Here is a 26,406-nt window from a genome sequence, read left to right on the forward strand (position 1 = left end):
GACCCTATCGGTGCGGTCAGGTGGTCGGCGCAGCGCTGTCGATCACGCCGAAGGCGAGCAGCGCGAAGAGCACCACGGCCAGGCCGATCCGGTAGTACACGAAGGGCTTGAAGTCGTGCGTGGAGATGTAACGCATCAACCAGGCGATGACCGCGTAGCCGACGACCGCCGACAGCAAGGTGGCGATGATGATCGGCGGCCAGCCGTCCGGGTTGTCCTCACCAGCCAGGCCCGCGAGCTCGAAGAACCCGGAGGCGAGCACGGCCGGGATGGCCAACAGGAAGGAGTAGCGGGCGGCGTCCTCGCGGCGGTAGCCCATGAACAGACCACCGGCGATGGTGCCGCCCGAACGGGACACACCCGGGATGAGCGCGAGCGCCTGAAAGAGGCCGAACTTCACTCCGTCCTTGGCGTCGAGATCCTTCAACGTCTTGCGCTGACTGGCGGTGCTATCGGCCACGGCAATGACGAGGGCGAAGACCAGCAGCATGGTGGCGGTGACCCACAGGTTGCGCACCGGTCCACGGATGTAGTCCTGGAGCAGCACACCGAGCAGACTGATCGGGATGGTGCCGATGATCACCAGCCAACCCATGCGGGCATCGGGGTCGTTGCGGGGCACCTTGCCCACCAACGACAGCGACCACTGCTTGATGATGCGGACGATGTCACGCCAGAAGTAGACGAGCACGGCCGCTTCGGTGCCCAACTGGGTCACGGCGGTGAATGGTGCACCGCCACCTTCGTTGTCGAAGAAGAGCCGGCTGACGATGAGTTGGTGAGCGGAGGAGGAGATCGGCAGGAACTCCGTCAGCCCCTGCACCACACCCAGGACGAGGGCTTGGAAGAAGTCCATCAGGCGGCTCCTGCGTGTTCACGGGTGAGTTGATCCATCTTGCGTCCTTGTACGAGGGCGGTCACCCACAGAGCACCGAAGACGATGCCTACGACCAGCATCATCGGGACGATGAATGCGGCTGCGAGCGTAGCGAATTGGATGAACCATCCGAGCGTGACACCCCAGGGTCTGCGCAACATTCCGGCGTCCAGGATGCAGAGCACGGCCAGGACGCAACCCACGACGAGATAAGCGTTGTGCGAAGAGTTGTCGTCGGCCTTGGCCAAGGCGTAGGCGACCAGTGCACCGAAGAAGACCACCAGGGATTGCGAGCCGATGACGATCGCGCCGAAGCGGCGGGTCATCTTCTCCCCGACGCCGTAGAAGAGCAGGTCTTTCACGTCTGGGTCACCCCGAGTGCGGCGCGCACCTCGGCTGCGGTGACCACCGATCCGGTGGCGAGCACGCCGCCGCCGACACCGCCCTGCTCGTCAGCCAGCGAGGCCGCCTTGTCGATGGCCTCCACGAGATGCGGCTCGATGTGCACCCGGTCTGCGCCGAAGATTTCGGTGGCCAGTTCGCCGAGCGCCCGCGGGTCCATCGCCCGGGGCGAGGAGGTGCGGGTCACGACCACTTCGTCCAGCACCGGCTCGAGCGCTTCGAGCATGGGCTCGGCGTCCTTGTCGGCGAGGATCGCGATCAGTCCGATGAGGCGGGTGAAGGTGAAGGAGTCGTTGACCGCTGCCCGCAGTGCTTCGACTCCCCCGACGTTGTGCGCGGCGTCGACGAGGATAGTCGGCGAGCGTCGCACGATCTCAAGACGACCGGGCGAAGTGGCCTCGGCGAGTCCGGCCTGCAGGACGTCCCGGTCGAGGGGCTGCTCCCCCCCGCCGACGAAGGCTTCGACAGCGGCGATCGCGATGGTGGCGTTGTGCGCCTGGTGCTCGCCGAAGAGGGGCAGGAAGAGATCGGCGTACTGACCAGCCAAACCCTGCACGGTGATCTGCTGCCCGCCGACCGCCGTCTCCCGCTCGGTGACTCCGAAGGCGATGTCCTCCCGCTTGAGGTCGGCGCCCACCTGCTCACACTGCTGCGCGATGAGTTCGTCGGCCTCGGGGTACTGCCGCCCGACGATGGCAAAGGAATCGGCCTTGATGATGCCGCGCTTCTCGGTGGTGATGTCCTCGATCGAGTTGCCCAACAACCGCTGGTGGTCGATGGAGATGGGGGTGATCACGGCCACCCTGCCGTTGGCGACATTGGTGGCGTCCCACTCGCCGCCCAGCCCGACCTCGACGATCGCGACATCGACCGGCGCGTCGGAGAACGCCGCGTAGGCAAGCACGACCATGACCTCGAAGTAGGTCATCCGCGGACCGCCGGCGGCCTCGGATTCGAGGTCGACCATTTCGATGTAGGGCAGGACGTCGTCGTACACGTCGATGAGACGCTCCGGCTCGATCGGGTTGCCGTTCAACGAGATCCGCTCACGCATGTCGTGCAGGTGCGGGGAGGTGAAGCGCCCGGTCGACAAGCCCATCTCGCGCAGGATGCGCTCCACCAGGCGGGTGGTGGAGGTCTTGCCGTTGGTGCCGGTGAGGTGGATCATCGGGAAGTTGTGCTGCGGGTCGCCGAGTAGTTGCATGCACTTCGCCACCCGGTCGAGCGAGGGCTCGGGGTTGTTTTCCGGGGTTCGGGCGAGGATCTCGGCCTCGATCTCCCGCAACCGCCGGTGCACCTCGAGCTTCTGCGCGGCCGCCACCTGGCCTGCGTCCGGTCGCGGACTCATCGCTTCTCCTGCTGATCGTCGTGGGTTTCGTCCAGGTCGAGGCGCACCCAGATCGAGTCGGGGATGCCCGAGCCGCCGTGTTCGCGGTCGTAGTCGGTGAAGCCGTGCGCCGCGTAGAAACGTGCGGCCACCTCGTTGCCGTCCAGGTATGACAGCCGCGCCTGCATGAAGCCTTCGGCGCGTGCTCGGGCCAGCGCCGCCATGAGCAGCCGGTGGCCGAGCTTGTGGCCGTGGAACTCCGGCAGCACATACAGCTTCCAGATCATGAAATGGCCATCCAGCGGGGCAAAGGACACCATCCCGACGACATCGCCCTCGACCTGCGCGACCAGCACCCGGCCGGCTCGGATGGCAGGAATGGTCGCGTCCTCGGTCCACCATTTCGACAGGCCCATGGCCACGTAGTCCTTGCCTGCGATGGGCGCATAGGTGGACGGCCACGTGCGCAGCCCCACCTCCACCACCGCGTGCAGGTCGTCCCCGGTCGCCTCGCGGATGACGACGGTGGGTGCCGCGCTCATGCTGCTCCTCCCGCGTCGACCTTCTTCAGCGCGACGCTTGCCTGCAGTCCGTCGGACAGCGTCATCGCCGTCCCTCCGGGCAACGTCTGGTCGCCGCCGGCCGCTCCCAACTGGACGGCCAACGTTTCGCCCATGATCAGACCCTGGTGTTCCAGCACCGCCTGCCACACCGGCTCGTCGCCGACGATCGCGACGCTGATGCGGTCGCTGACATCGAGGCCGGCGTCCTTACGGGCCTGCTGCACACCACGGATGACGTCGCGGGCGATGCCCTCGGAGCGCAGCGTGTCGGTGACCTCGGTGTCGAGGACGACGAAGCCACCACCGGGCAGCATCGCCGGCGCACGCGACCCCTGGACGTCCTGGGAGACAACAGTTTCCAGCGCATACTCGCCGTCGTGCAGCTCGAGGCCGCCGCTGACGACGGTGCCTTCGTCGCTCACGTTCCAGTCGCCGCTCTTGCTGCCCTTGATCGCCAGCTGCACCTGCTTGCCCAGGCGCGGACCAGCCGCACGGGCGTTGACCGTCAGCCGTTGCGTCAGCCCGAAGTCCTCCTGCGAGGCCGTCGCCAGATCAACCAGGTCGACCTTCTTGACGTTGACCTCATCGGCGATCAGGTCGGAGAACTTCGCCACCGTCGCCGCATCGTTCACCACGACCGTCAGGTTGGCCAACGGCAGACGCACCCGGAGGTTCTCGACCTTGCGCAGGCTGGAGGTCGTCGAGCAGACCGTACGCACCTGGTCCATCGCCCGCACCAGTGAGTCGTCCGACGGCAGATCGGCGGCGACCGGCCAGTCGGTCAGGTGCACCGACCGGCCACCGGTCAGTCCGCGCCAGACCTCCTCAGCGGTGAACGGCAGCAGGGGCGCTGCCACGCGGGTGAGGGTTTCGAGCACGGTGTAGAGCGTGTCGAAGGCCGCTGCGTCGGCGTCCTTGCCCACCGACCAGAAACGGTCGCGGGAACGTCGGATGTACCAGTTGGTGAGCACGTCGGCGAAGGCGGCGATGGTGTCGCACGCACCGGCGACGTCGTACTCCTGCAACTGGTCACCGACCGTGGTCACCAGCTCGCGGGTCTTGGCCAGCAAGTAGCGGTCGAGGACGTTCGTGGACGCGGTCGACCACTTCGCCTCGTACCCAGCCGCGTTGGCGTAGAGACTGAAGAAGTACCAGCTGCTCCACAGCGGCAACATCACTTGGCGGACGCCACCACGGATGCCTTCCTCGGAGACGATCAGGTTGCCGCCGCGCAGGATCGGGCTCGACATGAGGAACCACCGCATGGCATCGGCGCCGTCACGGTCGAAGACCTCGTTGACGTCGGGATAGTTGCGCAGCGACTTGCTCATCTTCTGCCCGTCGCTGCCCAACACGATGCCGTGGCAGATGACGTTCTCGAAGGCGGGGCGGTCGAAGAGCGCGCCGGCCAGCACGTGCAGGGTGTAGAACCAGCCGCGCGTCTGACCGATGTATTCGACGATGAAATCGGCCGGGTAGTGGTGCTCGAACCAGTCGGCGTTCTCGAACGGGTAGTGCACCTGGCCATAGGGCATCGAGCCGGAGTCGAACCACACGTCCAGCACGTCCTCGACGCGCCGCATGGTCGACTGACCCGTGGGGTCGTCCGGGTTGGGACGGGTGAGCTCGTCGATGAAGGGCCGGTGCAGGTCGGGCTCGCCGTCGGCATTGAGCGGCAGCCGGCCGAAATCAGCTTCCAGTTCGGCGAACGAACCGTAGACGTCGACCCGCGGGTATTCCGGGTTGTCCGATTTCCACACCGGAATCGGGCTGCCCCAGAAGCGATTACGCGAGATCGACCAGTCGCGCGCGTTGGCCAACCACTTGCCGAACTGGCCGTCCTTGACATTGGCCGGCACCCAGTTGATCTGCTGGTTGTTGGCCAGCAACTGCTCCTTGATGGAGGTCACCGAGACGAACCACGAAGACACCGCCATGTAGATCAGCGGCTTACGGCAGCGCCAGCAGTGCGGGTAGCTGTGGTCGTAGGTCTCACGGCGCAGCAGCACCGTGCCCGCACTGACGCTCCCCTGCTCGCCCTCGCCGCGGGTGGCCGCCTTGAGGTGGTCGATGATGTGCGGGTTGGCGTCGAAGACCTGCATGCCTTCGTACTCATCCACCGGGTGGGTGAAGGCGCCGTTCGGGCCCACCGGGATGACCGGCTTCATGCCCTCCCGGTCGGTGATGCGCATGTCGTCCTCACCGAAAGCGCCGGCGCTGTGCACCAGCCCGGTGCCGTCGGTGGTGGTGACGAAGTCGGCCTCGACCACGCGGAAGGCGTTCTCGTGGTCGGCGTAGTAGTTGAACGGCGGGGTGTAGTGGCGGCCGATGAAGTCCTTGCCCTTGAGCCGCTGCACCACCTTGCCGGCACAGTCGGCCTTGGCATCGCCGAAGAGCTCCTTGGCGTACGAGGGCACACGTGCCTCGGCGAGGAGGTACTTCTCGGTCGTGCCGGTGAAGTCGGACTCCACAACAACGTAGTCGATCTCGGGGTCGACCATGATCGCGAGGTTGGACGGCAGCGTCCACGGCGTGGTGGTCCAGATGAGCGCGAGTTCGCCTGTCTCCAAACGCAATCCGACGGTGACTGCGGGGTCTTGGCGCATCTGGTAGACGTCGTCGTCCATGCGCAGTTCGTGGTTGGACAGCGGCGTCTCGTCGTTCCAGCAGTACGGCAGCACCCGGAAGCCCTCGTAGGCCAGACCCTTGTCGTGCAGCTGCTTGAAGACCCAGAGCACCGACTCCATGAAGCTGGGGTTGAGCGTCTTGTAGTCGTTCTCGAAGTCGACCCAGCGACCCATGCGGTTGACGTACTCCTCCCATTCGTCGGTGTACTTCAGCACCGACGAGCGGGCGGCGGCGTTGAACTTCTCCACGCCCATGTCGAGGATCTCGTCCTTGGTCTTCAGCCCGAGCTGGCGCATCGCCTCGAGCTCGGCGGGCAGACCGTGGGTGTCCCATCCGAAGCGGCGTTCGACCTTCTTGCCCAGCATCGTCTGGAAGCGCGGGATGACGTCCTTGGCATAACCGGTGAGCAGGTGTCCGTAGTGCGGCAGGCCGTTGGCGAACGGCGGGCCGTCGTAGAAGACGAACTCGTTCTCACCGTTGAGTCCGGCGTCGCGCTGCGCGACAGACGCGCGGAACGTGCCGTCCTCATTCCAGTAGCGCAGCACCGCCTGCTCGATCGCCGGGAAGTTGGGGCTGGCCGGGACGCCCGCCGACGGACAGTCGGCGGGTGCGGTAAATGCAACCTTGGGGTAGGTCATGGCGGGCGGTCTTCCTTCAGCGTCGGGCGTACATCGTCCTGCTCGAGGACGACGACACCGGATCGTCTCGACCCGGTGGCCCCGCGGTACCACCCCGCTTGCCGTCACGCCCTTTGAGAGGAATGGCGGCCACTTGTTCGTGAGCTGTGACGGGCTCGTCCCGTCCGGTTCTACTGGGAGCAGGAGCCCTGTTCTTCCGGAAGCTCGCCGCTGATGACGGCTCAGACGCTTATGAGCAATGAGTCTACGCGCCTGCGTGCGGTCGGCTCCAATCAGCCGCGCTGTGCAGCCGTGCCCTCGTGGATCTCGACGAGCTTCGCGACGCCGTCGGCCTTGTCGAGGGAGTCGGGGCCGACGGTGCCACCGAGCGACAACGGCGGGTTGAAGCAGTAGATCTCGCCCGCCTCCAAGTCGCCGAACTTGCTGCGGGCGCCGCCGCGCGGACCCTCGAGGTCGGCCAAGTGCGAGCCGGACGTGGTCAGGTGGTCGTTGAAGAAGCCGACGACATCAGCAGCGACATACGTGTTGCTCACGAAGTGCGGGTCGAGGCATTGCACCGGGCCATCGCCCTCCACGTGGTAAACGTGGCCGAAGCTGGTGACTGCGAACGGAATGCTGCGCACATCGCTGCCGAGCCAGCGCTGCAAGACCGGGGTCCACGCCGACGGGTCGACCAGCGCGAGACGCTGCTGGCCGTAGAAGCCCAGACCATGCGTGCTCCACAACTCCACCAGTTCGGCGGGAGCATGCTGCGCCGCATACTCCAGGAATGCAGCACTCGGCACCTGGACGTCGCCGTCCGGGGCGTAGGTGTCGACGAAACGCTGGACGACGATGGTGCCCTGATGACTCATGCGCCACATGCTAACTGCGCACGAGCGTCGTGCGGCTGCCGCGTCCCCCGCGAAACCCGGGTGATCCGCACCCGCCCAGGATGGGAACATAGGGCTCATGACTGACGCCACTGCGCTGCACCCCACGATCCCCGACAAGCCCACCGTCGACGGCTTGGAGGACAAGTGGGGCCAGGTATGGCGGGAGCAGGACACCTACGCCTTCGACCGCGACCGAGCGATGACGCTGCAGCGCGACCAGATCTTCGCGGTCGACACTCCCCCGCCGACGGCCAGCGGCGCGCTGCACCTGGGTCACGTCTTCGGTTACACCCAGGCTGACTGCCTGGCGCGCTATCACCGGATGACTGGCAAGGAAGTTTTCTACCCGATCGGTTGGGACGACAACGGCCTGCCCACCGAACGCCGCGTGCAGAACTACTACGGCGTGCGCGGCGACGCATCCCTGTCGTACGACCCCGATTTCGTTCCCCCTTTCGAGGGCGGCGACGGCAAGTCGGCCAAGGCAGCCGATCAGCGACCGGTGGGCCGCGCCAACTTCATCGAGTTGTGCGAGAAGCTCACCGAGATCGACGAGGTCGCCTTTGAGGAGACCTTCCGCCGGTTGGGTCTCTCGATCGACTGGAACGTGCAGTACCGCACCATCGACGACCGTTCGCGGGCCGTGGCCCAGCAGGCATTCCTGCGCAATCTCAAGCGCGGTGAGGCCTACCAGGCCGAGGCACCGGGGCTTTGGGACGTCACCTTCCAGACCGCGGTGGCCCAGGCCGAGTTGGAGGCGCGCGACTACCCGGGCGCCTTCCACAAGGTGAGCTTCCACAAGCCGGGCGGCGGCACCGTCGAGATCGAGACGACACGCCCTGAGCTCATTCCGGCCGTGGTCGCCCTCATCGCCCACCCCGACGACGAGCGCTACCAGCCGCTGTTCGGCACCACGGTGACCTCGCCGATGTTCGGCGTGGAGATCCCGGTCGTCGCGCACTCGGCAGCCGAGCCCGACAAGGGGGCCGGCATCGCGATGTGCTGCACCTTCGGCGACCTCACCGATGTGCAGTGGTGGCGTGAACTGCAACTGCCGATCCGCTCGATCATCACCCGCAACGGACGCATCACCGGCGAGACTCCTGAGTGGATCGTCGGCGGCCCAGGCGAACAGCTCTACACCGAGCAGCTGGCGACCAAGACGGTTCACTCCGCACGCGAGGCGATCGTCGCTGCCCTGCGCGAATCGGGCGACCTCGTGGGCGAGCCGGTCAAGACCCAGCGCAAGGCCAACTTCTTCGAGAAGGGCGACAAGCCGCTTGAGATCGTCACCAGTCGGCAGTGGTACATCCGCAATGGTGGCCGCAGCGAGGACCTGCGCAATGCGCTTGTCGAACGCGGCGAGCAGATCGACTTCCACCCGGCCTTCATGCGCAGCCGGTACGCCAACTGGGTCGGCGGGCTGAACGGCGACTGGCTGATCAGTCGCCAGCGCTTCTTCGGCGTGCAGTTCCCGGTCTGGTACCGCCTGGACGAGCACGGCGAGATCCAGCACGACGACCCGCTCGTGCCCGAGGAATCCCGGCTGCCGATCGATCCCGCCAGCGACGTGCCCGACGGCTACGACGAGAGCCAGCGCGATCAGCCGGGTGGATTCACCGGTGACACCGACATCATGGACACCTGGGCCACCTCGTCCCTGTCGCCTCAGATCGCCTCGGGTTGGCCGGTTGCCAGCGACCCGTTGGGCAAGAACGACGAAGAGCTCTTCGCCAAGATCTTCCCGATGGACATGCGTCCGCAGGGGCACGACATCATCCGCACCTGGCTGTTCGCCACGGTCGTGCGCGCCCACTTCGAGCACGACAGCGTGCCGTGGACCGATGCCTCCATCAACGGGTGGATCCTCGACCCCGACCGCAAGAAGATGAGCAAGAGCAAGGGCAACGCCACCACGCCCATCGACATGCTGGAGCAGAACGGCACGGACGCCGTGCGCTATTGGGCGGCCATCGCGCGCCCCGGCACCGACACCGTCGATGATCCGCAGCAGATCAAGATCGGTCGCCGCCTTGCGATGAAGCTGCTCAACGCCTCGAAGTTCGCGCTGACGATGGGCGACGAGAGCTCGCCGGTCGGTGGCGTCGAGGCGATCACCGACCCGCTCGACCGCTCGATGATCGCCGGTCTCGCGCAGGTCGTCGAGCAGGCCACCCGTGCCTACGAGGCCTGGGACTACGCCCGCGCGCTCGATGTCACCGAGTCGTTCTTCTGGACCTTCTGCGACGACTACATCGAGCTGGTCAAGGACCGCGCCTACGGCGGACGCGATGTGCCGGTCGCTCCGGAAGCCGCAGCGTCGGCGCGTGCTGCCCTGCGGCTGGCGCTGGACGTCCAACTGCGACTGCTCGCACCGGTGCTGTGCTACGCGGCCGAGGAAGTGTGGTCGTGGTTCAAGCAGGGCTCAGTGCACAAGGCTGCGTGGCCGACCGTGGCAGAAGTCGCCGGTGCTGCCGGCGACCCGAGCGTGCTCGATGCCGTCGGAGCTGCGCTGGCCGGTGTGCGCAAGGCCAAGTCGGACGCCAAGCTCGGCATGCGTGCCGAGGTGTCGTCTGTGACGTTCGCCGGACCCCAGCAGGTGATCGACGCGGTCAAAGCCGGCGAGGCCGATCTGCGTGCAGCCGGCAAGGTCACCGGCCTGAGCTACGCCGACGCCGAGAGCTTCGAGGTGCGGGATGCTGAGCTGATCCCGCCGCCGCCGAAGAACTGAGACACGCCAGACGAAACGAATCTGCCTGAGCCGTTGCGGCTCAGGCAGATTCGTTTGTATTGATTAAGCGCTCTCCTTGCGAGGGCTGCGCTTACGCGTCGGCTCCCTCTTCACGATGGTCGGCAGGACGTTGTCGAGCACGACTTCGCGGGTGACCACGACACGGGCGATGTCGTCGTCACTCGGGACGTCGAACATCACCGGCAGCAGCACTTCTTCCATGATTGCGCGCAGACCACGAGCACCGGTGCCGCGCAGGGTGGCCTGGTCGGCGATCGCGTCGACGGCGTCGGGAGTGAACTCCAATTCGACCCCGTCGATCTCGAACATCTTCTGGTACTGCTTGACCAGCGCGTTGCGGGGCTCGGTGAGGATCGAGACCAACCCGGCGCGGTCGATGGGCTCGACCGTGGTGATCACCGGCAGACGACCGATGAACTCCGGGATGAGCCCGAACTTCATGAGGTCTTCGGGCAGCACCTCGGCGAAACTGCTCATGGGGTCGCTGGCCTGCCGCAGTTCCGAGCCGAAGCCGAGGCCCTGCCGACCCGAGCGGGCCTCGATGATCTTCTCCAGACCGGCGAAGGCACCACCGACGATGAACAACACGTTGGTGGTGTCGATCTGGATGAACTCCTGGTGCGGGTGCTTGCGGCCACCCTGCGGCGGGACGGACGCACTGGTGCCCTCGAGGATCTTCAGCAGCGCCTGCTGCACGCCCTCACCGGACACGTCACGGGTGATCGAGGGGTTTTCGCTCTTGCGGGCGACCTTGTCGATCTCGTCGATGTAGATGATGCCGGTCTCGGCCTTCTTGACGTCGAAATCGGCGGCCTGGATGAGCTTGAGCAGGATGTTCTCGACGTCCTCGCCGACGTAACCGGCTTCGGTGAGCGCGGTGGCGTCGGCAATCGCGAAGGGCACGTTGAGCATGCGCGCGAGCGTCTGGGCAAGGTAGGTCTTGCCGCAACCGGTCGGGCCGATCATCAGGATGTTCGACTTGGCGATCTCGACGCCGTCGGCGTCCTTCTTGGGCGCCTGTTCAGCGGCCTGGATGCGCTTGTAGTGGTTGTAGACGGCGACGGCCAGCGATCGCTTCGCGGGTGTCTGGCCGATGACGTACTGCTCGAGGAACTCGAAGATCTCGCGCGGCTTGGGCAGCTTCTCCAGCCCCAGCTCACTGGTCTCGGCGAGCTCTTCCTCGATGATCTCGTTGCACAGATCGATGCACTCGTCGCAGATGTAGACCCCTGGGCCGGCGATGAGCTTCTTGACCTGCTTCTGACTCTTTCCGCAGAACGAGCACTTCAGCAGATCGCTGCTCTCTCCCATACGTGCCACGTGTGAACCCTTCTCCCTGCTCGAGCGTGCGACCTGGTCGACGTTACCCCCGACGTACGACATCCTCGCTCATTGAACCGCGGTGTGCCTCCTTGAGTCACCCGTGTTCGCCGCCAGCGCAATTGTCGATGCGGATCCGACACAAGAACAGACTCCCAGCGGCTCGCCGCTGGGAGTCTGTTCTTGGTGACTATTAGTGCTGATCAGCTTTGCTGACTCGCCTTGCGCGATGCAAGCACCTCATCGATCAGGCCGTACTCCTGTGCCTGGGCAGCGGTGAGGATCTTGTCGCGCTCGATGTCCTTGGCCACCTGCTCCTTGGAGCGGCCGGTGTGGCTGGCGATGGTGTCTTCCAGCCAGTCACGCATCCGGAAGATCTCGTTGGCGGTGATCTCCAGGTCGGAGGCGGTGCCGCCCGAGCCTTCCATCGCCGGCTGGTGGATCAGGATGCGTGCGTTGGGCAGGGCGAACCGCTTGCCCGGTGCGCCGGCACCGAGGATCACTGCAGCAGCGGAGGCGGCCTGGCCGATCACGAAGGTCTGCACATCGGGCTGGATGTACTGCATCGTGTCGTAGATCGCGGTCAACGCGGTGAAGGATCCACCGGGGCTGTTGATGTACATGAGGATGTCGCGGTCGGGGTCTTGGCTCTCCAACACGATCAGCTGCGCGATCACGTCGTCGGCCGAAGCGTCGTCCACCTGCACGCCGAGGAAGATGATGCGGTCCTCGAAGAGCTTGTTGTAGGGGTCGCTGCGCTTCATGCCGTAGGAGGTGCGCTCCTCGAACTGCGGCAGGATGTAGCGGCTGCTCGGCGGCACGTGGAGACCGCGGCCGACTTCAGCGGGGTTGTTCGAATTCATCTGTGCTCCAAGCGGGTTCATCGGGTACGTCATGCCTTCACATCGCCGGGAGCGTCAGTGGAACGCTCGAAGACGTGGTCGACGAAGCCGTACTCCTTGGCTTCCTTGGCGGTGAACCAGCGGTCGCGGTCGGAGTCCCTCTCGACCTGCTCAGCGGTCTGGCCGGTGTGCTCGGCGATGAGATCAGCGAGCTCCTTCTTCATGCCCAGGAGCAACTCGGCCTGGGTGCGGATGTCGGAGGCGGTGCCGCCGATACCGCCCGAAGGCTGGTGCATCATGATGCGCGCGTGCGGGGTGGCGTAACGCTTGCCCTTGGCTCCGGCGGACAACAGGAACTGTCCCATCGAGGCGGCCAGGCCCATCGCGACGGTCGCGACATCGTTGGGGATCCAGTTCATCGTGTCGTAGATCGCCATGCCGGCCGTCACCGAACCACCGGGGCTGTTGATGTACAGCCAGATGTCCTTCTCGGGGTCTTCGGCCGCCAGCAGCAGCAGCTGGGCGCAGATCGCGTTCGCGTTGTCATCGCGCACGTCCGAACCCAGGAAGATGATGCGTTCCTTGAGCAGGCGGTTGTAGATCTGATCGTCGAGGCCGGCCACCGGCTGAGTGGCCATGCCGACCGGCGCGTTGCTGCGCTCCGTCATCGTGACTCCATCTGTCGTTCTCTTCGCGGACCTGATGTCTGCTTCCACTGGACCCTAACGCCCGGCCCGCCCGGTTAAGTCCCGACTCCGGAGCTTGTTCGCCGTGGGCGTACAAGCCTGGCCGGGACAGTACGCAGCGAGGGCGCCCGAGCATCGGCTCGGGCGCCCTCGATCAGCGTGTGCGCAGGCTCAGGCCTTGTCGGCTTCGTCGGCCTTCTCGTCCTGGTCGACGTCCAGCTCGATGTCGGAACCGTCGACATCCTCGACCTCGACCTCGGCGTTGAGGTCGACGTCGTTGCCGTCGGTGTCGACAACGGAGACCTTCTCCAACACGGACGCGAGCGCCTTGCGGCGAGCGACCTCGGAGAGCACCTGTGGCACCTGACCCTGCTGGTCGAGCGCCTGGGCGAAGGTGTTGGGGTCCATGCCGTACTGCTGGGCCGACATGATGAGGTACTCGATGAGCTCTTCCTGCGAGACCTGGATCTCCTCGTCCTCGACGATCTTGTCGAGCAGCAGCTGCGACTTCAGCGCCTTGCGGGTCGACTCGTCGACCTCGGCACGGTGCTCGTCGTCCTCCAGGCGACCTTCGCCTTCGAGGTGGCTGTTGACCTCGGCGTCGATGATGCCCTGCGGCAGCGCGATCTCGACGTTCTCCAGGAGGTGCTCAAGCACCTTGTCGCGAGCCTGCACGCCCTGCTGGAAGCGCTTGCCGGCCTCGGCCTGGGTGGTCAGCTGGGCACGCAGCTCGTCCATCGTGTCGTGCTCGGACGCCAGCTGGGCGAACTCGTCGTCCAGCTCCGGCAGTTCGCGCTTTTTGACCGCCTGGAGGGTGACGACGCAGTCGGCGTCCTGGCCCTCGTGCTCGCCACCGGCGAGTGCAGCGGTGAACTCTTTGGACTCGCCGGCCGAAAGGCCCTCGAGCGCCTCGTCCATGCCTTCGAGCATGTTGCCGGCGCCCACTTCGTAGGAGATGCCTTCGACGGCGTCGATCTCCTCGTCGCCGATCGTGGCCTTGAGGTCGATCGAGACGAAGTCGCCCTTGGTGACGGCACGCTCGACGGTCTTGAGGGTGCCGAAACGCTCGCGCAGCTGCTCGACCTCTGCGTCGACGTCCTCGTCGGTGACCTTGATCGGGTCGACCTCGACCTTGATCTCGTCGAACTTCGGCAGCTCGAACTCGGGACGGACATCGACCTCGGCGGTGAAGACCAACGGGTCGTCGCCTTCGGTGGGGGCACCGGTGACATCGACCTCGGGCTGGCCCAGCGGCTGGAGGTTGTTCTCCTCGATGGCCTGGCCGTAGAACTGCGGAAGGGCCTCGTTGATCGCCTCGCCGACGACCGCGCCGCGGCCGAAACGCTGCTCGATGATGCGCGCGGGAACCTTGCCCTTACGGAAGCCCGGAATCTGCACCTGGTTGCCGATGGCGGCGTACGCGGCGTCCAGGCTCGGCTTGAGTTCCTCGAACGGCACCTCGACGGTCAGCTTGACCCGGGTCGGGTTGAGGGTCTCGACGGCGCTCTTCACTAGGGATACTCCAAATTGAATCGGGAAGGTCGTGCTCGGACTGATGTGCAGAGAGCGGGCGACGAGAATCGAACTCGCGTAATCAGTTTGGAAGACTGAGGCTCTACCATTGAGCTACGCCCGCAGCGGCGCCCCGCGCGGACACCGGGTTGCCCCGGCGTTCGGTGTGGTGCACCGAGGGGTTAGCCTACCTACTCGTTCGGCCGCATCTCAAACTGGTCGGCACGGGGTATGGCGCAGCTTGGTAGCGCGTCCGCTTTGGGAGCGGAAGGCCGTCGGTTCGAATCCGGCTACCCCGACCAAACTTCTCCGCTGTTCTGCCCGTTCGGCGAAGCGGTTCAGTGGCGGCGCAGGATGACGACCGTGCGGTCGTCCGATTCGCCCGCCCGGGCCTCGGCGCAGATCCGCCCGGCCGCACCGGCGAACTGCCTCGGGATCTCACGTTCGGCGACACCCAGCATGCGGTCGACACCTTGGGGGATGTCGATGTCCTTGTGCTCAACGACGCCGTCGCTGTAGAGCATGAGCATGTCGCCCGACTCCAGACGTCCGTGCAGACGCGGGTAGGCATCCAGGCCGAGTCCCTCGAGAATGCCCAGCACCACACCGGAGTTGGCATCGAGCGGCTGCCAATTTCCCTTTCCTGCACGGAACTGAATAGCTGCCGGATGACCGGCAGAGGCCAGCGAGTATTCGCCCGTCGTGAGGTCGACGCTCAGATAGGTGGCTGTGGCGAAGCCATCGCTCCAACCCTGACGCACCAGGTAGTCGTTCAACGCCGGGAGCACGCGCTCTGCCGGTACGGCCCCCAGCAGGCCCGACGCGGCACCACCGAGCAACAACGCCCGACTGGCAGCAGTGGAGCCTTTACCGGAGACATCGAGCACGATGGCGTGGAAGACTCCGTCGACCTCACAGCCGGCGACGATGTCACCGCACAGACTTTCGCCGTGGGCCGCGACCACCGCACTGTCGATCTCCCAGCCTGCGGGCAGATCGGGCATGTGGGTCTGCACCTCGTGCCGATGGCGCAGATCGGACAACAGGTTGGACGCCGCCCGGGCGGAGACCCCGGCCGACCTCGACCACACCCGGTCCAGCGCTACCAGGACCACAGCCATCCCGGCGAGCCCGATCGCACTGCTGTAAGCGCGCATCAACGTGTGCGAGGGCATCACAAAGGCGACCAGCACGAACGTGACCGTCAGGATTGCGAGGCAGATGGCCATCGCGCGGCCACGTACGAGCGCTCCGACCGCCAGCAGCAATGGCGCGAACAGCGCGTAACTGGTGTCCGGCCAGCGCCGGAAGACCAGCAGCATCGCGACACAGACGAGCAGGCCGACGCCAATCACGACGGCCGGCATCAGCTGCCTGGAGTCTGTCTGTGCCGGCTTCGCATGCCGGTGGGCGAGCCACCGCACGGACCGGGACGTCCAGCCCGGAATCAGCGGTTGCTCAACACCCATACATGTAACGCTAACCGTCTTCGGCGATAACCGGAAACTTTCTTTAACGATTTCTTACCGTTCGGCACGCCGAAAACCCCAGCCCTTATCGCAAGAGGCGTACCATGCGCCACCCCCAGCGGGGCGCGGCTCACGGCTGCGGCGGCAGTGTTCCGTCCTGGTCGTACTTCGCAACCATGTCGATTCGGCGCTGGTGACGGTCGGCACCGGAGAAGGGCGTCTCCAGGAAGACCTTCACGATCGCCTGCGCCTGCTCCTGGGTGTGGAACCGGCCACCCAGCGAGACGATCTGCGCGTCGTTGTGCTCACGGGCGAGTTGGGCCAGTTCGGTGGAGTAGGCCAGCGCGGCACGGATGCCCTCCACCTTGTTGGCTGCCATCTGCTCGCCGTTGCCCGAACCACCCAGGACGATGCCCAACGAGCCCGGATCGGCCGCGACGGCCTCCGCCGCACGCAGCACGAAGACGGGGTAGTCGTCCAGTTCGTCGTACTCCTTCGGCCCGTGGTCGACCACCTCGTGGCCCTCCTCTCCGAGCCAGTCGACCAGTGCACGCTGCAGTTCGAAGGCGGCGTGGTCGCCACCGATGTGTACTCGCATTTTTCTTGCTCCTTCAGCTGAAGTCGGGATCGGCGTCGCGGGTGCGCTTCAACTCGTAGAAGCCGGGCGTGCCCGCGACGAGCAGGCAGCCGTCCCACAGTTTTCCCGCAGCTTCTCCCTTGGGTGCCGGCGTGACGACCGGGCCGAAGAAGGCGACGCCCTCGAAGGCCACGACCGGGGTGCCCACCTCGTCACCGACGAGGTCCATCGCCCGCTGGTGCGAGGCACGGAGCGCCATGTCCACATCGTCGCCCTTCACCGGCGCAGCGTGTTCGATCAGCTGAGCCGGTAGACCCGCCTCGGCCAGTGCTTCCACACAGACCGCACGCAGGTCGTCGGCGTCCTTGCCGCGCTGCTCGAGATGGATGCGCTGACCCATCGCGTCGTACAGCTTCTTGTTGACCTCGGGTCCGTGCTGTTGGGCGGCGATGATGGTGCGGACCGGCAACCATGCGCGGTCGAGCATCTCGCGGTAGCCCTCGGACAGATCGCGTCCCTCGTTGAGAACGCTGAGCGACATCACCGTCCAGGTCATGTCGACGTCGCGCACCTTCTCGACCTCCATGAGCCAGCGGGAGGTCATCCACGCCCATGGGCACATCGGATCGAAGAACATCTCTGCCGCCCTGCGGCCACCGGTTTCAGTCACGCCGCCATCCTGCCAAACCCTCGTGGCAGCATGGCGTCAGCGTTGACCCCCATTGGCAACACGCACGCAAACCCCACAAGGAGTGCATCGGTGACCACCACCAACCTGACCCAGGCAGAAGCCGCGACCCGCGCCGACCTGCTCGCCGTCGATTCCTACGACGTCCGGCTCGATCTCACCACCAGCGCTGAGACCTTCGGATCGGTGACGACGATCGAACTCACCGCACACCGGGGCGGTGAGACCTTCGTCGACTTCGTGAACGGTGAGGTCTCCGGCCTCGAGGTCAACGGTGAATCCCTCGACCCGGCAACGCATTACGACGGCGCGCGCATCACGCTGCCCCTTCGCTCGGGTGCGAACACTGTGGAAGTGAAGGGCACCGGCACCTACATGAACACCGGGGAGGGCCTGCACCGGTTCGTCGACCCGGTCGACCAGGAGGTCTATCTCTACAGCCAGTTCGAGGTGGCCGACTGCCGTCGCATGTTCGTCGTCTTCGACCAACCCGACCTGAAGGCCCAGTTCACCTTCACGGTGACTGCCCCCGCGCACTGGCAGGTCGTCTCCAACCAGCCCACTCCGGAGCCGGAGCCCTCCGAGGCCGTGTGGATCGATCCTCGCGGCAACGAACGCGACTGCGCGACATGGAAGTTCAGTGCAACACCGACGATGTCGTCGTACATCACCGCTCTGGTGGCCGGGCCCTACGAGGTCGTGCGCGACAGTGTCACCAGCCGGCGCGGTGAGGTGCCCCTGGCGATCTACTGCCGCCGGTCACTGCGGGAGCACCTCGACCCGGACAACATCTTCGACTGCACCAAGCGTGGTTTCGCCTTCTTCGAGGAGCAGTTCGACTGCGAGTACCCGTTCGAGAAGTACGACCAACTGTTCACGCCCGAATACAACATGGGCGCGATGGAGAACGCCGGCTGCGTGACCATCAACGAGGTCTACGTCTTCCGTTCGAAGGTGGCCGAGGCGAAGGTCGAACGCCGCGCGCTGACGATCCTGCACGAACTGGCCCACATGTGGTTCGGCGACCTGGTGACCATGAAGTGGTGGGACGACCTCTGGCTCAACGAGTCGTTCGCCGAGTGGGCCTCGACGGTCTGCCAGGCCGAGGCGACGCAGTGGACGGATGCCTGGACCACCTTCTCCATCCAGGAGAAGACCTGGGCGTACAACCAGGACCAGCTCAGTTCCACCCACCCGATCGTGGCCGACATCGGTGACCTGGAGGACGTGGAGTCCAACTTCGACGGCATCACCTACGCCAAGGGTGCTTCGGTGCTCAAGCAACTGGTCGCGTATGTCGGGCGGGAGGAGTTCATCGCCGGCTTGCGGGCCTACTTCGCCAAGTACGCCTGGGGCAACACGACCCTGCCCGACCTGCTGAACGAATTGGCGGCGTCCTCAGGACGCGACCTGAGCGCGTGGTCGGCGCAGTGGCTCGAGACGGCCGGGGTGAACACCTTGACGCCGAAGCTCGAGCTCGACGCGGACGGCACCATCCGCTCGTTCTCGGTCGAGCAGACCGCGACGGAGCAGTTGCCCACGCTGCGCACCCACCGGCTGGCCGTGGGCATGTATGAACGACAGGGCGATTCGTGGGTGCGCGTCGACCGAATCGAGGTCGACGTCGACGGAGCGTCCACTCCCATCGAGGCTCTGGTCGGCCGCCAGCACCCGGGTCTGATCCTGGTCAACGACGACGACCTCGCCTACGCCAAGATCCGGCTTGACGAGCGCTCCCTCGCAGCAGTGCTCGACCAGCCGCGCGGTCTCGACCCTCTCCCGCGCGCACTGGTCATCGGTGCGCTGTGGGACATGACCCGCGATGCACAACTGCGCGGACGCGACCTCGTGCCGGTGCTGTCGGCATTGGTCGGCCAGGAGCGCCACTCCGGCATGTTGCGGATGACGCTCGGGATGCTACGCCAGCTCACCGAGCTGTACGTGGCCCCGGACGCGCAGACCGAGGTGCGGGCGTCCGTCGCCGCCGCCTTGCGCAGGGAAGCAGAGGCCGCAGAGGCCGGCAGTGATGCCCAGTTGCAGATCACCGAGGCCTTCGCGGCGTACGCCGAATCGGACGAGGACGTCGCGCTCGTGCGCGCTCTGCTCTCGGGCGAGCATGCCTTTGCGGGTCTGAGCATCGACACCGACCTGCGTTGGGTGCTGGTGACCTCGCTGGCCGCCGCGGGCGCAGCGGGTGAGGACGACATCGCAGCCGCCGAGGAGGCTGATGCCACCGCGACTGGCAAGGAGCGGGCGGCCACCGCACGCGCTGCAGTGCCGACAGCGGCCGCGAAGGCGGACGCCTGGACGAAGTTGGTCGACGGCACGGATCTGGCCAACCAGATGATCGAGGCGGTCGGTCGCGGTTTCCAGCGAGCGCACGACCGTTCCTTGCTGACGCCGTACGTCGAGAAGTACTTCGAGATGCTGCGTGGCATGTGGGCGCAGCGCACCTTCCACATCGGTCAGAGCATTGCCGGTCTCGCCTTCCCGGTGGCGCTCACCTCACCGGATCTACTGTCGCGTACGCAGGGATGGCTGGACGCCAATGCCGACCAGCCGGCCGGCCTGGTGCGTGTGGTGACCGAGCACCGGGACGACGTGCAGCGAGCACTCGCCGCGCAGGAGTTCGACGCGGCCGGCTGAGCCGACCGCTCACCCAACGAGAAGCCCGCCCGACCGTCCGGTCGAGCGGGCTTCTTCGTGGTGTCGAGCAGTGTGGAGCTCAGTCGTTCGGGGCAGCGTCCCGGTGGTTGACGCACCGGATGAGGCGCTTGGCGCGACGGCTGATCATCACTTCATCGAGCGTGACGAGTTGGTGATTGCCGTCGGCCAGCGGCAGCCGCCAGTTGGGATATTCCTCGTCCGTACCGGGCTGGTTGATGGTGCGCACGTCGCCGACCAGGTCGTTCACCGAGACACCCAGCATCTTGCTCGGAGCCCACGCGAGGTACTTGTGGAGGGCATCCACCTGGTCCTCGATCTTCGCCTTGCCCTTGAGCAGGCCGCGTTCGCGCAGCGCCGAGAGCACCGCTTCGCGCTGCGCGTCGTCCTCGGCGATCTCCTCTTCCAACGGCCGCGTGAGCAGGCCGAGTTCGTGCCGGACGGCGATGTGTTCGCCCTGCAGGTAACCGGCGGTGGGCGGCAGGTCGTGGGTGGTGACACTCGCGAGGCACAGCGAGCGGTAGGTCTCCGGGTCACGCGGGGCCACGCCGTCCTTGCGCTCGAACCACAGGATCGAGGTGCCGAGCAACCCGCGCTCCAGCAGGTAGTCGCGCACCCAGTCCTCGACGGTGCCGAGGTCTTCACCGATCACCACGGCGTCGGCGCGCTGTGCTTCCAGCGCCAGGATGCCGATCATCGCCTCGTGGTCGTAGCGCACGTAGGTGCCGTCCTTCGGCGAGGCACCGCGCGGCACCCACCAGAGCCGGAAGAGACCCAGGATGTGGTCGACGCGGATGCCGCCGGCCATGCGCAGCACGGTGCGCAGCATGTCGCGGAAGGGTGCGTAGCCGAGTTCGGCGAGACGGTCGGGTCGCCACGGCGGCTGGCTCCAGTTCTGCCCGATCTGGTTGTAGTCGTCGGCGGGAGCGCCGACGCTGACCTGGTGGGCTAGCACATCGCCGAGTGCCCAGGCGTCCGCTCCGCCGGGGTGCACCCCAACGGCGAGGTCGTGCACCACCCCGACACCCATGCCGGACGCGCGCAGCTCACGTTGTGCATCGCCCAGCTGCGACTGGACGATCCACTGCAACCAGCACTGGAACTCCACCTCTTCGGCGAGGCGCTCACGTTCGGCCGCAACTTCTTCGCTGCGCGGATCACGGAGTTCTTCGGGCCAGGTCTCCCACGGCAGGCCGCGATCGATCGCGATCGCCGACCACGTGGCGAAGTCGATCAGTCCCTGCCCCTCGCGCACCTGGAACTGTTCGAAGTCACGGGCGCGTCGGTGCGTGCGTTCGCTGCGGAAGATCATGCGCAGCGCAGCCCGCTTGGCCTCCCACGAGCCGTCCCGGTCGAGCTGGGCGAGCTTGTTGAGGCGGCGGGCGTCGTCACTGTGCCACTCGACCAACTGGTGCTCGGCCGCCGAGAGGTAACCGATCTCAGGCACTTCCTCCACCCGGATGTACATCGGGTTGACGAACCGGCGCGAAGTCGGCAGGTAGGGCGAGGGCTCCATCGTGGCGATCGGCTCGGCAGCGTGCACCGGATTGATCAGCACGAAGTCGGCGCCCTGACGAGCCGCCCAGGTGCCGAGCTCAGCCAGGTCGGCGGCGTCACCGATGCCCCACGAGCGCTCCGAGCGGACGGTGTAGAGCTGGGTCATCAGACCCCACACCCGATCGTCCTCAAGTGCCTTCGGCAGTGCGAGCGTCGCCGGAGTGACGATCACCGGCGCACGGTGGTCGGTCTTGCGTCCATCCTCTGCTCCGACACTCACCACGAGCTCGTGGTAACCCAGCGGCAGGTCGCCGGGCAGTTCGACGGTCGTCTCGGCGGTCACCACGCCGTCGACGGTGCGTGGCTCGACGAAGCGCTCGACGGTCTTGATCTCGCGGGCGCGGCCGTCCTCCAAGACCAACCGGGCCTCCACCGCAGCGCCGTCAGCGGCGTGGAGGGCCACCCACGGCGTCCACCCTTCGCGCAGCACGACGACGCGGGGCAGCACCCGTCGCCAGCCGTCCAACTCGCGGTCGGCGAGTGCGGCTTTCACGGCCTCGTCGGTGGAGGCGTCGACGTCGAAGACGCTCAGGACGGTGCGGATGGTGTCGGCCGACACCTGGGTGTGGTTTCCCTTCCAGTCCCAATAATCGGTGGCGACGCCGTAGGCGCGGGCGAGGTCGACGAGCGTGGTGGAGGGGCCTTCTGACATGCGGGCAAGTTTGGCACGGACCAGTCTTGTGGGTGACTCGGGCGTCAGACTGTAAAACTGGTGGCCATGCCTGACTTTCTGGTGAGCGACAACACCCCTTCGACCTTCTGGGACAAACTGGTCGGCACCCCGCTCATGATCATCGGCATCGTGATCGTCGCGCTCTTCCTGCGCTGGTTGACCCATCGTGCGATCCGCAAGGTCACCTCGATGATGGAGCAGCGCAGCGCTGAGCGTGAGCAGGCCTCCGGACGCGCGGCGCGAGTGCTGCGCCAGGCAGCAGGGCTGGACAACGAGCGACGCAAGCAACGGGCCGCGACACTCGGCTCTTTGTTGCGTTCGGTGTCGACGTTGATCATCTTCACGATCGCCGCGCTGACGATCATGGCCGAGCTCGGCGTACCGCTTGCTCCCCTGCTGGCGTCCGCCGGTGTCGGCGGTGTCGCCCTGGGTTTCGGCGCGCAGAGCCTGGTCAAGGATTTCCTGTCAGGCGTCTTCATGATCCTTGAGGACCAGTACGGCGTCGGTGATGTGATCGACACCGGTGAGGCGATCGGCACCGTCGAAGAGGTGACGCTGCGCATCACCCGGCTGCGGGACGCGAACGGTGTCGTCTGGTACGTGCGCAACGGCGAGATCGTGCGCATCGGCAACCGCTCGCAGGGCTGGTCGGTCGCGCTCGTCGACGTCCCGGTCGCCTACGACCAGTCGGTGGAGAAGGCATTGGACGTTCTGCGGACGGTCGCCGAGAAGGTCGACGACGACTCCCCCTGGAAGGAAATGCTGCTGGAGGAGCCGCAGGTGGCAGGTGTCGAATCCGTCAGCGGCGGCGTCGTCACCCTGCGCATCATCGCCAAGACGTTGCCGGGCCAGCAGTACGCGATCTCCCGCGAGCTGCGTGAACGCTCCAAGGTGGCGCTCGATGCGGCTGGCGTGCGCGGACCCTCGCTGCCGCCGTACGGCTCCGGCGGGTCGACTGGCCCCGCGGGCGCGGGCAACAACGCGGGTGCCGGAATCTGACGGACGAGCATTTGCGAGACTGAGACCCGTGAGCGAGCAGACGACCTATTACGAGTTGTTCGGTGGCGAGCCCACTTTCCACAAACTCGTCCACGAGTTCTACCGGGGTGTCGCAGACGACCCCGAACTGCGCGCGATGTACCCCGAGCAGGATCTCGAGCCGGCCGAACGTCGCCTCCGGATGTTCCTGGAGCAGTACTGGGGCGGGCCCACCACCTATTCGCAGGAACGCGGCCACCCGCGCTTGCGGATGCGGCACGTGCCCTTCGTCATCACTCCGGCCCAGCGCGACCGCTGGTTGCTGCACATGATGAACGCCTGCGACACCCTCGATCTCGCACCCGAGCTGGACAACCTGCTGCGTGACTACCTCACCCGCGCCGCGTATTCCCTGGTGAACGCCCCCGAGGGCGCCGACTCGCCCGGGCTCCCGCAAGCCTGAGATCGGCACACCGTGGCGGCCGGCCGATTTGAAGAACGGGCACGGACGTCCCAGACTCGACCACCGTGACTTCCCACCAGATCGACGTGACCCGCACCGGCAACGAACTTCACCACGGCACTTCCCACTCCGCGTGGTGGCGCAGCGCCGTGATCTACCAGATCTACCCGCGTTCCTGGGCTGACGCCTCCGGCGACGGCATCGGTGACCTGCCCGGCATCACCGCACGTCTGCCCTACCTGCGCGACCTCGGCGTGGACGCCGTCTGGCTTTCGCCGTTCTACACCTCGCCGCAGGCCGACGCCGGCTACGACGTGGCCGACTACCGCGACATCGACCCCATCTTCGGGACGCTGGCTGACGCCGAAACCCTTGTGCAGGAAGCACATTCGCTCGACCTCAAGGTGATCGTCGACCTCGTGCCCAACCACTCGTCGGACGAGCACGAGTGGTTCCAGGCGGCGCTCGCGGCAGCACCGGGCTCGCCCGAGCGAGACCTCTACATGTTCCGCGACGGCAAGGGCGAGGACGGGCAGGAGCCGCCCAACAATTGGCAGAGCGTCTTCGGCGGCCGTGCCTGGACCCGCGTGACCGAGCCGGACGGCACCCCCGGCCAGTGGTACCTGCACCTGTTCGACCCCAAGCAGCCCGATTTCAACTGGGAGAACCCGCGCGTGCGCGAGGAGTTCGAGTCGATCCTGCGCTTCTGGCTCGACCGCGGTGTCGACGGTTTCCGGGTGGACGTCGCGCACGGGCTGATCAAGGAAGACGGCCTGCCCGACTGGACCGGCGCGATGAACATGCTCGACCTCACCGACCTCGACAAGCAGCACCCGCCCATGTGGGACCAGGACGGCGTGCACGAGATCTACCAGCAGTGGCGCACCATCCTCGACTCGTACAACACCACCGGTGACAGCTCGAACGACCGCATCATGTGCGCCGAGGCGTGGGTCGACCCGCCGTCCCGGGCGGCTCTCTTCGTGCGGCAGAACGAGTTCCACCAGGCCTTCAACTTCGACTTCCTGCAGACCGCCTGGCGCGCGGAGGATCTGCGCGAGGTGATCTCAGCGTCCTACGCCGCCAACGACTCGGTCGGCGCGCCGACCACCTGGGTGTTGTCGAACCACGACGTCGTCCGCCACGCCTCGCGGCTCGGACTGCCGATCGGTCGTCCGCGTCCCAATGGCATCGGCGCCGATGACGAACAGCCGGACGCCGTCGCCGGTCTGCGTCGCGCACGTGCGGCAACCACGCTGATGCTCGCGTTGCCTGGCGGCTCCTACCTCTACCAGGGCGAGGAACTCGGATTGCCCGACCACACGTCCATGCCGGACGAGGTGCGTCAGGACCCGACCTTCGCTCGCACCGACGGCAAGGAATTGGGCCGGGACGGCTGCCGGGTGCCGATGGTCTGGGAGAAGGACGCTCCGGCATACGGCTTCAACTCCAGCGGCGAGGCGTGGCTGCCCCAGCCCGACAGCTACGGACCGCTGGCCGCCGACCAGCAGGCTGGGGTCGACGGATCCACGCTTGAGCTCTACCGCGCGCTGCTGCGGATTCGTCGTGAGCGTGACCTGGGCGAGGGTTCGATCGTGGCCGTCGAGTCCGGACAGAACGTCGTCTCGTACGCGGTCACCAGCGATCAGCACACAATGTTCGTGCTGCTCAACCTCGGCGCGGACGCTGTCGAACTGCCCTCTGGAGCAACGGTTCTCGTGTCCAGCGAACCAGATGTGACCACTGTGGTGCCGACCGACACCGCGGTCTGGTTCACGGTCTGATCAGTCCTTTCGCGGCCTCAGCGGGTGAGTACGAAACCTGCTGGGGTCGCGAGTCGTCCCCACGGGCCGTGGCGATGCCAGGTGGCGGTGTCGCCGACGAGGAAGCCCAGGGCGTCGGCAGCGAAGGCGGCGCCGGCCGGGATGTCGTCGTGCAGCCGGCGTCCCCAGACCCGCTCGCGCAAGGCGGCCACAGCAGCCGCTCCGGCGCCGGGCGGGGTGCCGTCGGCCACTTCGAGCACACCCAGACGGGCTGCGTCGCGCAGCGATTCGGTGGCGATCTCCTCGTGCGCCTCCCAGCCGGAACGCGGCGGGGTGATCGCCAGCCAGGACGCCGAAACCTGTTGCGGCGGAAGATAAATCGAGCTGCCTTCTTCGCGGGCGAAGCGGTCGCGCAACGCCACCAAAGGCACCGCAACATCGATCTCCACTTCCTCCGCGAGCCGTTGGACGCGTAGCCCGAGGGTCAGCCCGGCGTGAGTAAGGCTGCGCCCCGGCAACACCTCGACCCAGGTGGCGAGGACGCTTCCGATCGCCTGAATACGCATCGCGCCATCGGGCGAGACCCGCAGGGCTCGGCGCACGAAGGTGGCGAGGTCGGTGCCGGCCTGTGCGTCCTCGAGCTGCAGCGTTGTCACCGGCGGTCTCGGCGCTTCATCGGGACGGGCTCGCCGAGGTACTTCTCCAGGTCTGCCTTGGTCTCTGCGGAGATTCGGCTGGGTCGCTGCATCTCCATGTCGAAGGTCACGAGCGTGCCTTCGGACCGGGCGTAGACGGTCGCATCCTCCTCCCGCGAGGAGAGCACTTCGTAGGCGAGGTCGAAGGATGCGGCGGCGATGCGCGACACCCACATGGCGATCGTGATCGTCGGTCCGCGATAGGGCAGTTGCTGCAGGTAGTCGATCTCGCTGCGCGCGACCAGCAACGGCTGCTTGTCATGGCCGAGGTCGCCGAACCATTCGCGCATGCCCAGCACACGCGCTTCCTCAAGTAACCGCAGGAATTGCACGTTGTTGACGTGACGGTTGGCGTCCATGTCCGACCAACGCAGTGGGACGTCGACGTAGTACGGGCGTTTCGGCATGACGCCCATCATGTCAACAGGTGCCGATGAGCCCTCGATAGAGTCGCAAG

The 26,406-nt window shown here is 66.3% G+C and carries 21 protein-coding genes and 2 tRNA genes; 6 read left to right on the top strand and 17 right to left on the bottom strand.

What is annotated here, in order from left to right; all coding sequences use genetic code 11:
- Positions 1-16 precede the first annotated feature (16 nt).
- The 6 genes from J5M86_RS09850 to J5M86_RS09875 form a co-directional block, all read right to left on the bottom strand.
- The gene (locus tag J5M86_RS09850; RefSeq protein ID WP_188060505.1) at positions 17-856 is read right to left on the bottom strand and encodes an undecaprenyl-diphosphate phosphatase; all 840 of its coding nucleotides are present in this window, start codon (positions 854-856) and stop codon (positions 17-19) included.
- Entirely contained in the window at positions 856-1,239 is a 384-nt protein-coding gene (locus tag J5M86_RS09855) for a DUF4233 domain-containing protein (RefSeq protein ID WP_244328310.1), read from the bottom strand. Before J5M86_RS09855 ends, J5M86_RS09850 begins: the two co-directional genes overlap by 1 nt.
- The gene (locus J5M86_RS09860; RefSeq protein WP_188060504.1) at positions 1,236-2,627 is read right to left on the bottom strand and encodes a folylpolyglutamate synthase/dihydrofolate synthase family protein; all 1,392 of its coding nucleotides are present in this window, start codon (positions 2,625-2,627) and stop codon (positions 1,236-1,238) included. Before J5M86_RS09860 ends, J5M86_RS09855 begins: the two co-directional genes overlap by 4 nt.
- On the bottom strand, positions 2,624-3,148 hold the full coding sequence (locus J5M86_RS09865; protein ID WP_188060503.1) for a GNAT family N-acetyltransferase: 525 nt from the start codon (positions 3,146-3,148) through the stop codon (positions 2,624-2,626). The genes J5M86_RS09860 and J5M86_RS09865 overlap by 4 nt, the downstream gene beginning before the upstream one ends.
- Positions 3,145-6,435, bottom strand: coding sequence for an isoleucine--tRNA ligase (ileS, locus tag J5M86_RS09870; protein WP_188060502.1), 3,291 nt, complete (start codon positions 6,433-6,435; stop codon positions 3,145-3,147). The genes J5M86_RS09865 and ileS overlap by 4 nt, the downstream gene beginning before the upstream one ends.
- Positions 6,436-6,707: 272 nt before the next feature.
- On the bottom strand, positions 6,708-7,289 hold the full coding sequence (locus J5M86_RS09875) for a GAD-like domain-containing protein (RefSeq protein WP_188060501.1): 582 nt from the start codon (positions 7,287-7,289) through the stop codon (positions 6,708-6,710).
- Positions 7,290-7,386: 97 nt separating this feature from the next.
- Between J5M86_RS09875 and valS the strand changes: the two genes are divergently transcribed.
- Positions 7,387-10,041, top strand: a complete 2,655-nt coding sequence (gene valS / locus J5M86_RS09880; RefSeq protein WP_188060500.1) for a valine--tRNA ligase — start codon at positions 7,387-7,389, stop codon at positions 10,039-10,041.
- Between the two features lie 63 nt (positions 10,042-10,104).
- On the opposite strand, the gene clpX is transcribed toward valS, so the two are convergent.
- The 5 genes from clpX to J5M86_RS09905 all read right to left on the bottom strand — a co-directional run bounded on the left by clpX (position 10,105) and on the right by J5M86_RS09905 (position 14,546).
- The gene (clpX, locus tag J5M86_RS09885; RefSeq protein WP_305847080.1) at positions 10,105-11,382 is read right to left on the bottom strand and encodes an ATP-dependent Clp protease ATP-binding subunit ClpX; all 1,278 of its coding nucleotides are present in this window, start codon (positions 11,380-11,382) and stop codon (positions 10,105-10,107) included.
- 203 nt (positions 11,383-11,585) lie between these two features.
- A complete protein-coding gene (locus tag J5M86_RS09890) occupies positions 11,586-12,245 on the bottom strand; it encodes an ATP-dependent Clp protease proteolytic subunit (protein ID WP_188060499.1) in 660 nt (219 codons plus the stop codon).
- Between the two features lie 29 nt (positions 12,246-12,274).
- Positions 12,275-12,892 carry an ATP-dependent Clp protease proteolytic subunit gene (locus J5M86_RS09895; RefSeq protein WP_304952498.1) on the bottom strand — a complete coding sequence of 206 codons (618 nt, stop codon included), beginning with the start codon at positions 12,890-12,892 and terminating at the stop codon, positions 12,275-12,277.
- A 189-nt stretch (positions 12,893-13,081) separates the two neighbouring features.
- Entirely contained in the window at positions 13,082-14,422 is a 1,341-nt protein-coding gene (gene tig / locus J5M86_RS09900) for a trigger factor (protein WP_188060498.1), read from the bottom strand.
- 53 nt (positions 14,423-14,475) lie between these two features.
- A tRNA-Gly gene (locus tag J5M86_RS09905) sits at positions 14,476-14,546 on the bottom strand.
- Between the two features lie 101 nt (positions 14,547-14,647).
- On the opposite strand from J5M86_RS09905, the gene J5M86_RS09910 reads away from it, so the two are divergent.
- Positions 14,648-14,724: transfer RNA gene (locus J5M86_RS09910), tRNA-Pro, on the top strand.
- Between the two features lie 36 nt (positions 14,725-14,760).
- On the opposite strand, the gene J5M86_RS09915 is transcribed toward J5M86_RS09910, so the two are convergent.
- The 3 genes from J5M86_RS09915 to J5M86_RS09925 all read right to left on the bottom strand — a co-directional run bounded on the left by J5M86_RS09915 (position 14,761) and on the right by J5M86_RS09925 (position 17,138).
- Positions 14,761-15,789, bottom strand: coding sequence for a PP2C family protein-serine/threonine phosphatase (locus J5M86_RS09915; protein WP_188060497.1), 1,029 nt, complete (start codon positions 15,787-15,789; stop codon positions 14,761-14,763).
- Between the two features lie 232 nt (positions 15,790-16,021).
- Positions 16,022-16,489: a ribose-5-phosphate isomerase gene (locus tag J5M86_RS09920; RefSeq protein ID WP_188060496.1), complete on the bottom strand. Its 468-nt coding sequence runs from the start codon at positions 16,487-16,489 to the stop codon at positions 16,022-16,024.
- 13 nt (positions 16,490-16,502) lie between these two features.
- The gene (locus J5M86_RS09925) at positions 16,503-17,138 is read right to left on the bottom strand and encodes a disulfide bond formation protein DsbA (RefSeq protein ID WP_318275921.1); all 636 of its coding nucleotides are present in this window, start codon (positions 17,136-17,138) and stop codon (positions 16,503-16,505) included.
- Between the two features lie 90 nt (positions 17,139-17,228).
- Between J5M86_RS09925 and pepN the strand changes: the two genes are divergently transcribed.
- On the top strand, positions 17,229-19,802 hold the full coding sequence (gene pepN, locus J5M86_RS09930) for an aminopeptidase N (RefSeq protein WP_188060495.1): 2,574 nt from the start codon (positions 17,229-17,231) through the stop codon (positions 19,800-19,802).
- A 79-nt stretch (positions 19,803-19,881) separates the two neighbouring features.
- Here the strand turns inward: pepN and malQ are convergent, their stop codons facing one another.
- Positions 19,882-22,029, bottom strand: coding sequence for a 4-alpha-glucanotransferase (malQ, locus tag J5M86_RS09935; RefSeq protein WP_188060494.1), 2,148 nt, complete (start codon positions 22,027-22,029; stop codon positions 19,882-19,884).
- Between the two features lie 66 nt (positions 22,030-22,095).
- Here malQ and J5M86_RS09940 point away from each other — a divergent pair, with 66 nt between their 5' ends.
- The 3 genes from J5M86_RS09940 to J5M86_RS09950 all read left to right on the top strand — a co-directional run bounded on the left by J5M86_RS09940 (position 22,096) and on the right by J5M86_RS09950 (position 25,275).
- Positions 22,096-23,049 (top strand): mechanosensitive ion channel family protein, encoded by a 954-nt coding sequence (locus tag J5M86_RS09940; RefSeq protein WP_188060493.1) that lies wholly within the window; start codon positions 22,096-22,098, stop codon positions 23,047-23,049.
- 28 nt (positions 23,050-23,077) lie between these two features.
- A complete protein-coding gene (locus J5M86_RS09945) occupies positions 23,078-23,491 on the top strand; it encodes a globin (protein WP_244328311.1) in 414 nt (137 codons plus the stop codon).
- Between the two features lie 65 nt (positions 23,492-23,556).
- Positions 23,557-25,275 carry a glycoside hydrolase family 13 protein gene (locus J5M86_RS09950; protein ID WP_370587334.1) on the top strand — a complete coding sequence of 573 codons (1,719 nt, stop codon included), beginning with the start codon at positions 23,557-23,559 and terminating at the stop codon, positions 25,273-25,275.
- 17 nt (positions 25,276-25,292) lie between these two features.
- On the opposite strand, the gene J5M86_RS09955 is transcribed toward J5M86_RS09950, so the two are convergent.
- Both J5M86_RS09955 and J5M86_RS09960 read right to left on the bottom strand, forming a co-directional pair.
- Positions 25,293-25,910, bottom strand: coding sequence for a hypothetical protein (locus J5M86_RS09955; protein ID WP_188060491.1), 618 nt, complete (start codon positions 25,908-25,910; stop codon positions 25,293-25,295).
- Positions 25,907-26,356, bottom strand: coding sequence for a thioesterase family protein (locus J5M86_RS09960; RefSeq protein ID WP_188060490.1), 450 nt, complete (start codon positions 26,354-26,356; stop codon positions 25,907-25,909). Before J5M86_RS09960 ends, J5M86_RS09955 begins: the two co-directional genes overlap by 4 nt.
- Positions 26,357-26,406 lie beyond the last annotated feature (50 nt).

This window comes from Yimella sp. cx-51 (assembly GCF_017654605.1).
GTDB lineage: Bacteria > Actinomycetota > Actinomycetes > Actinomycetales > Dermatophilaceae > Yimella.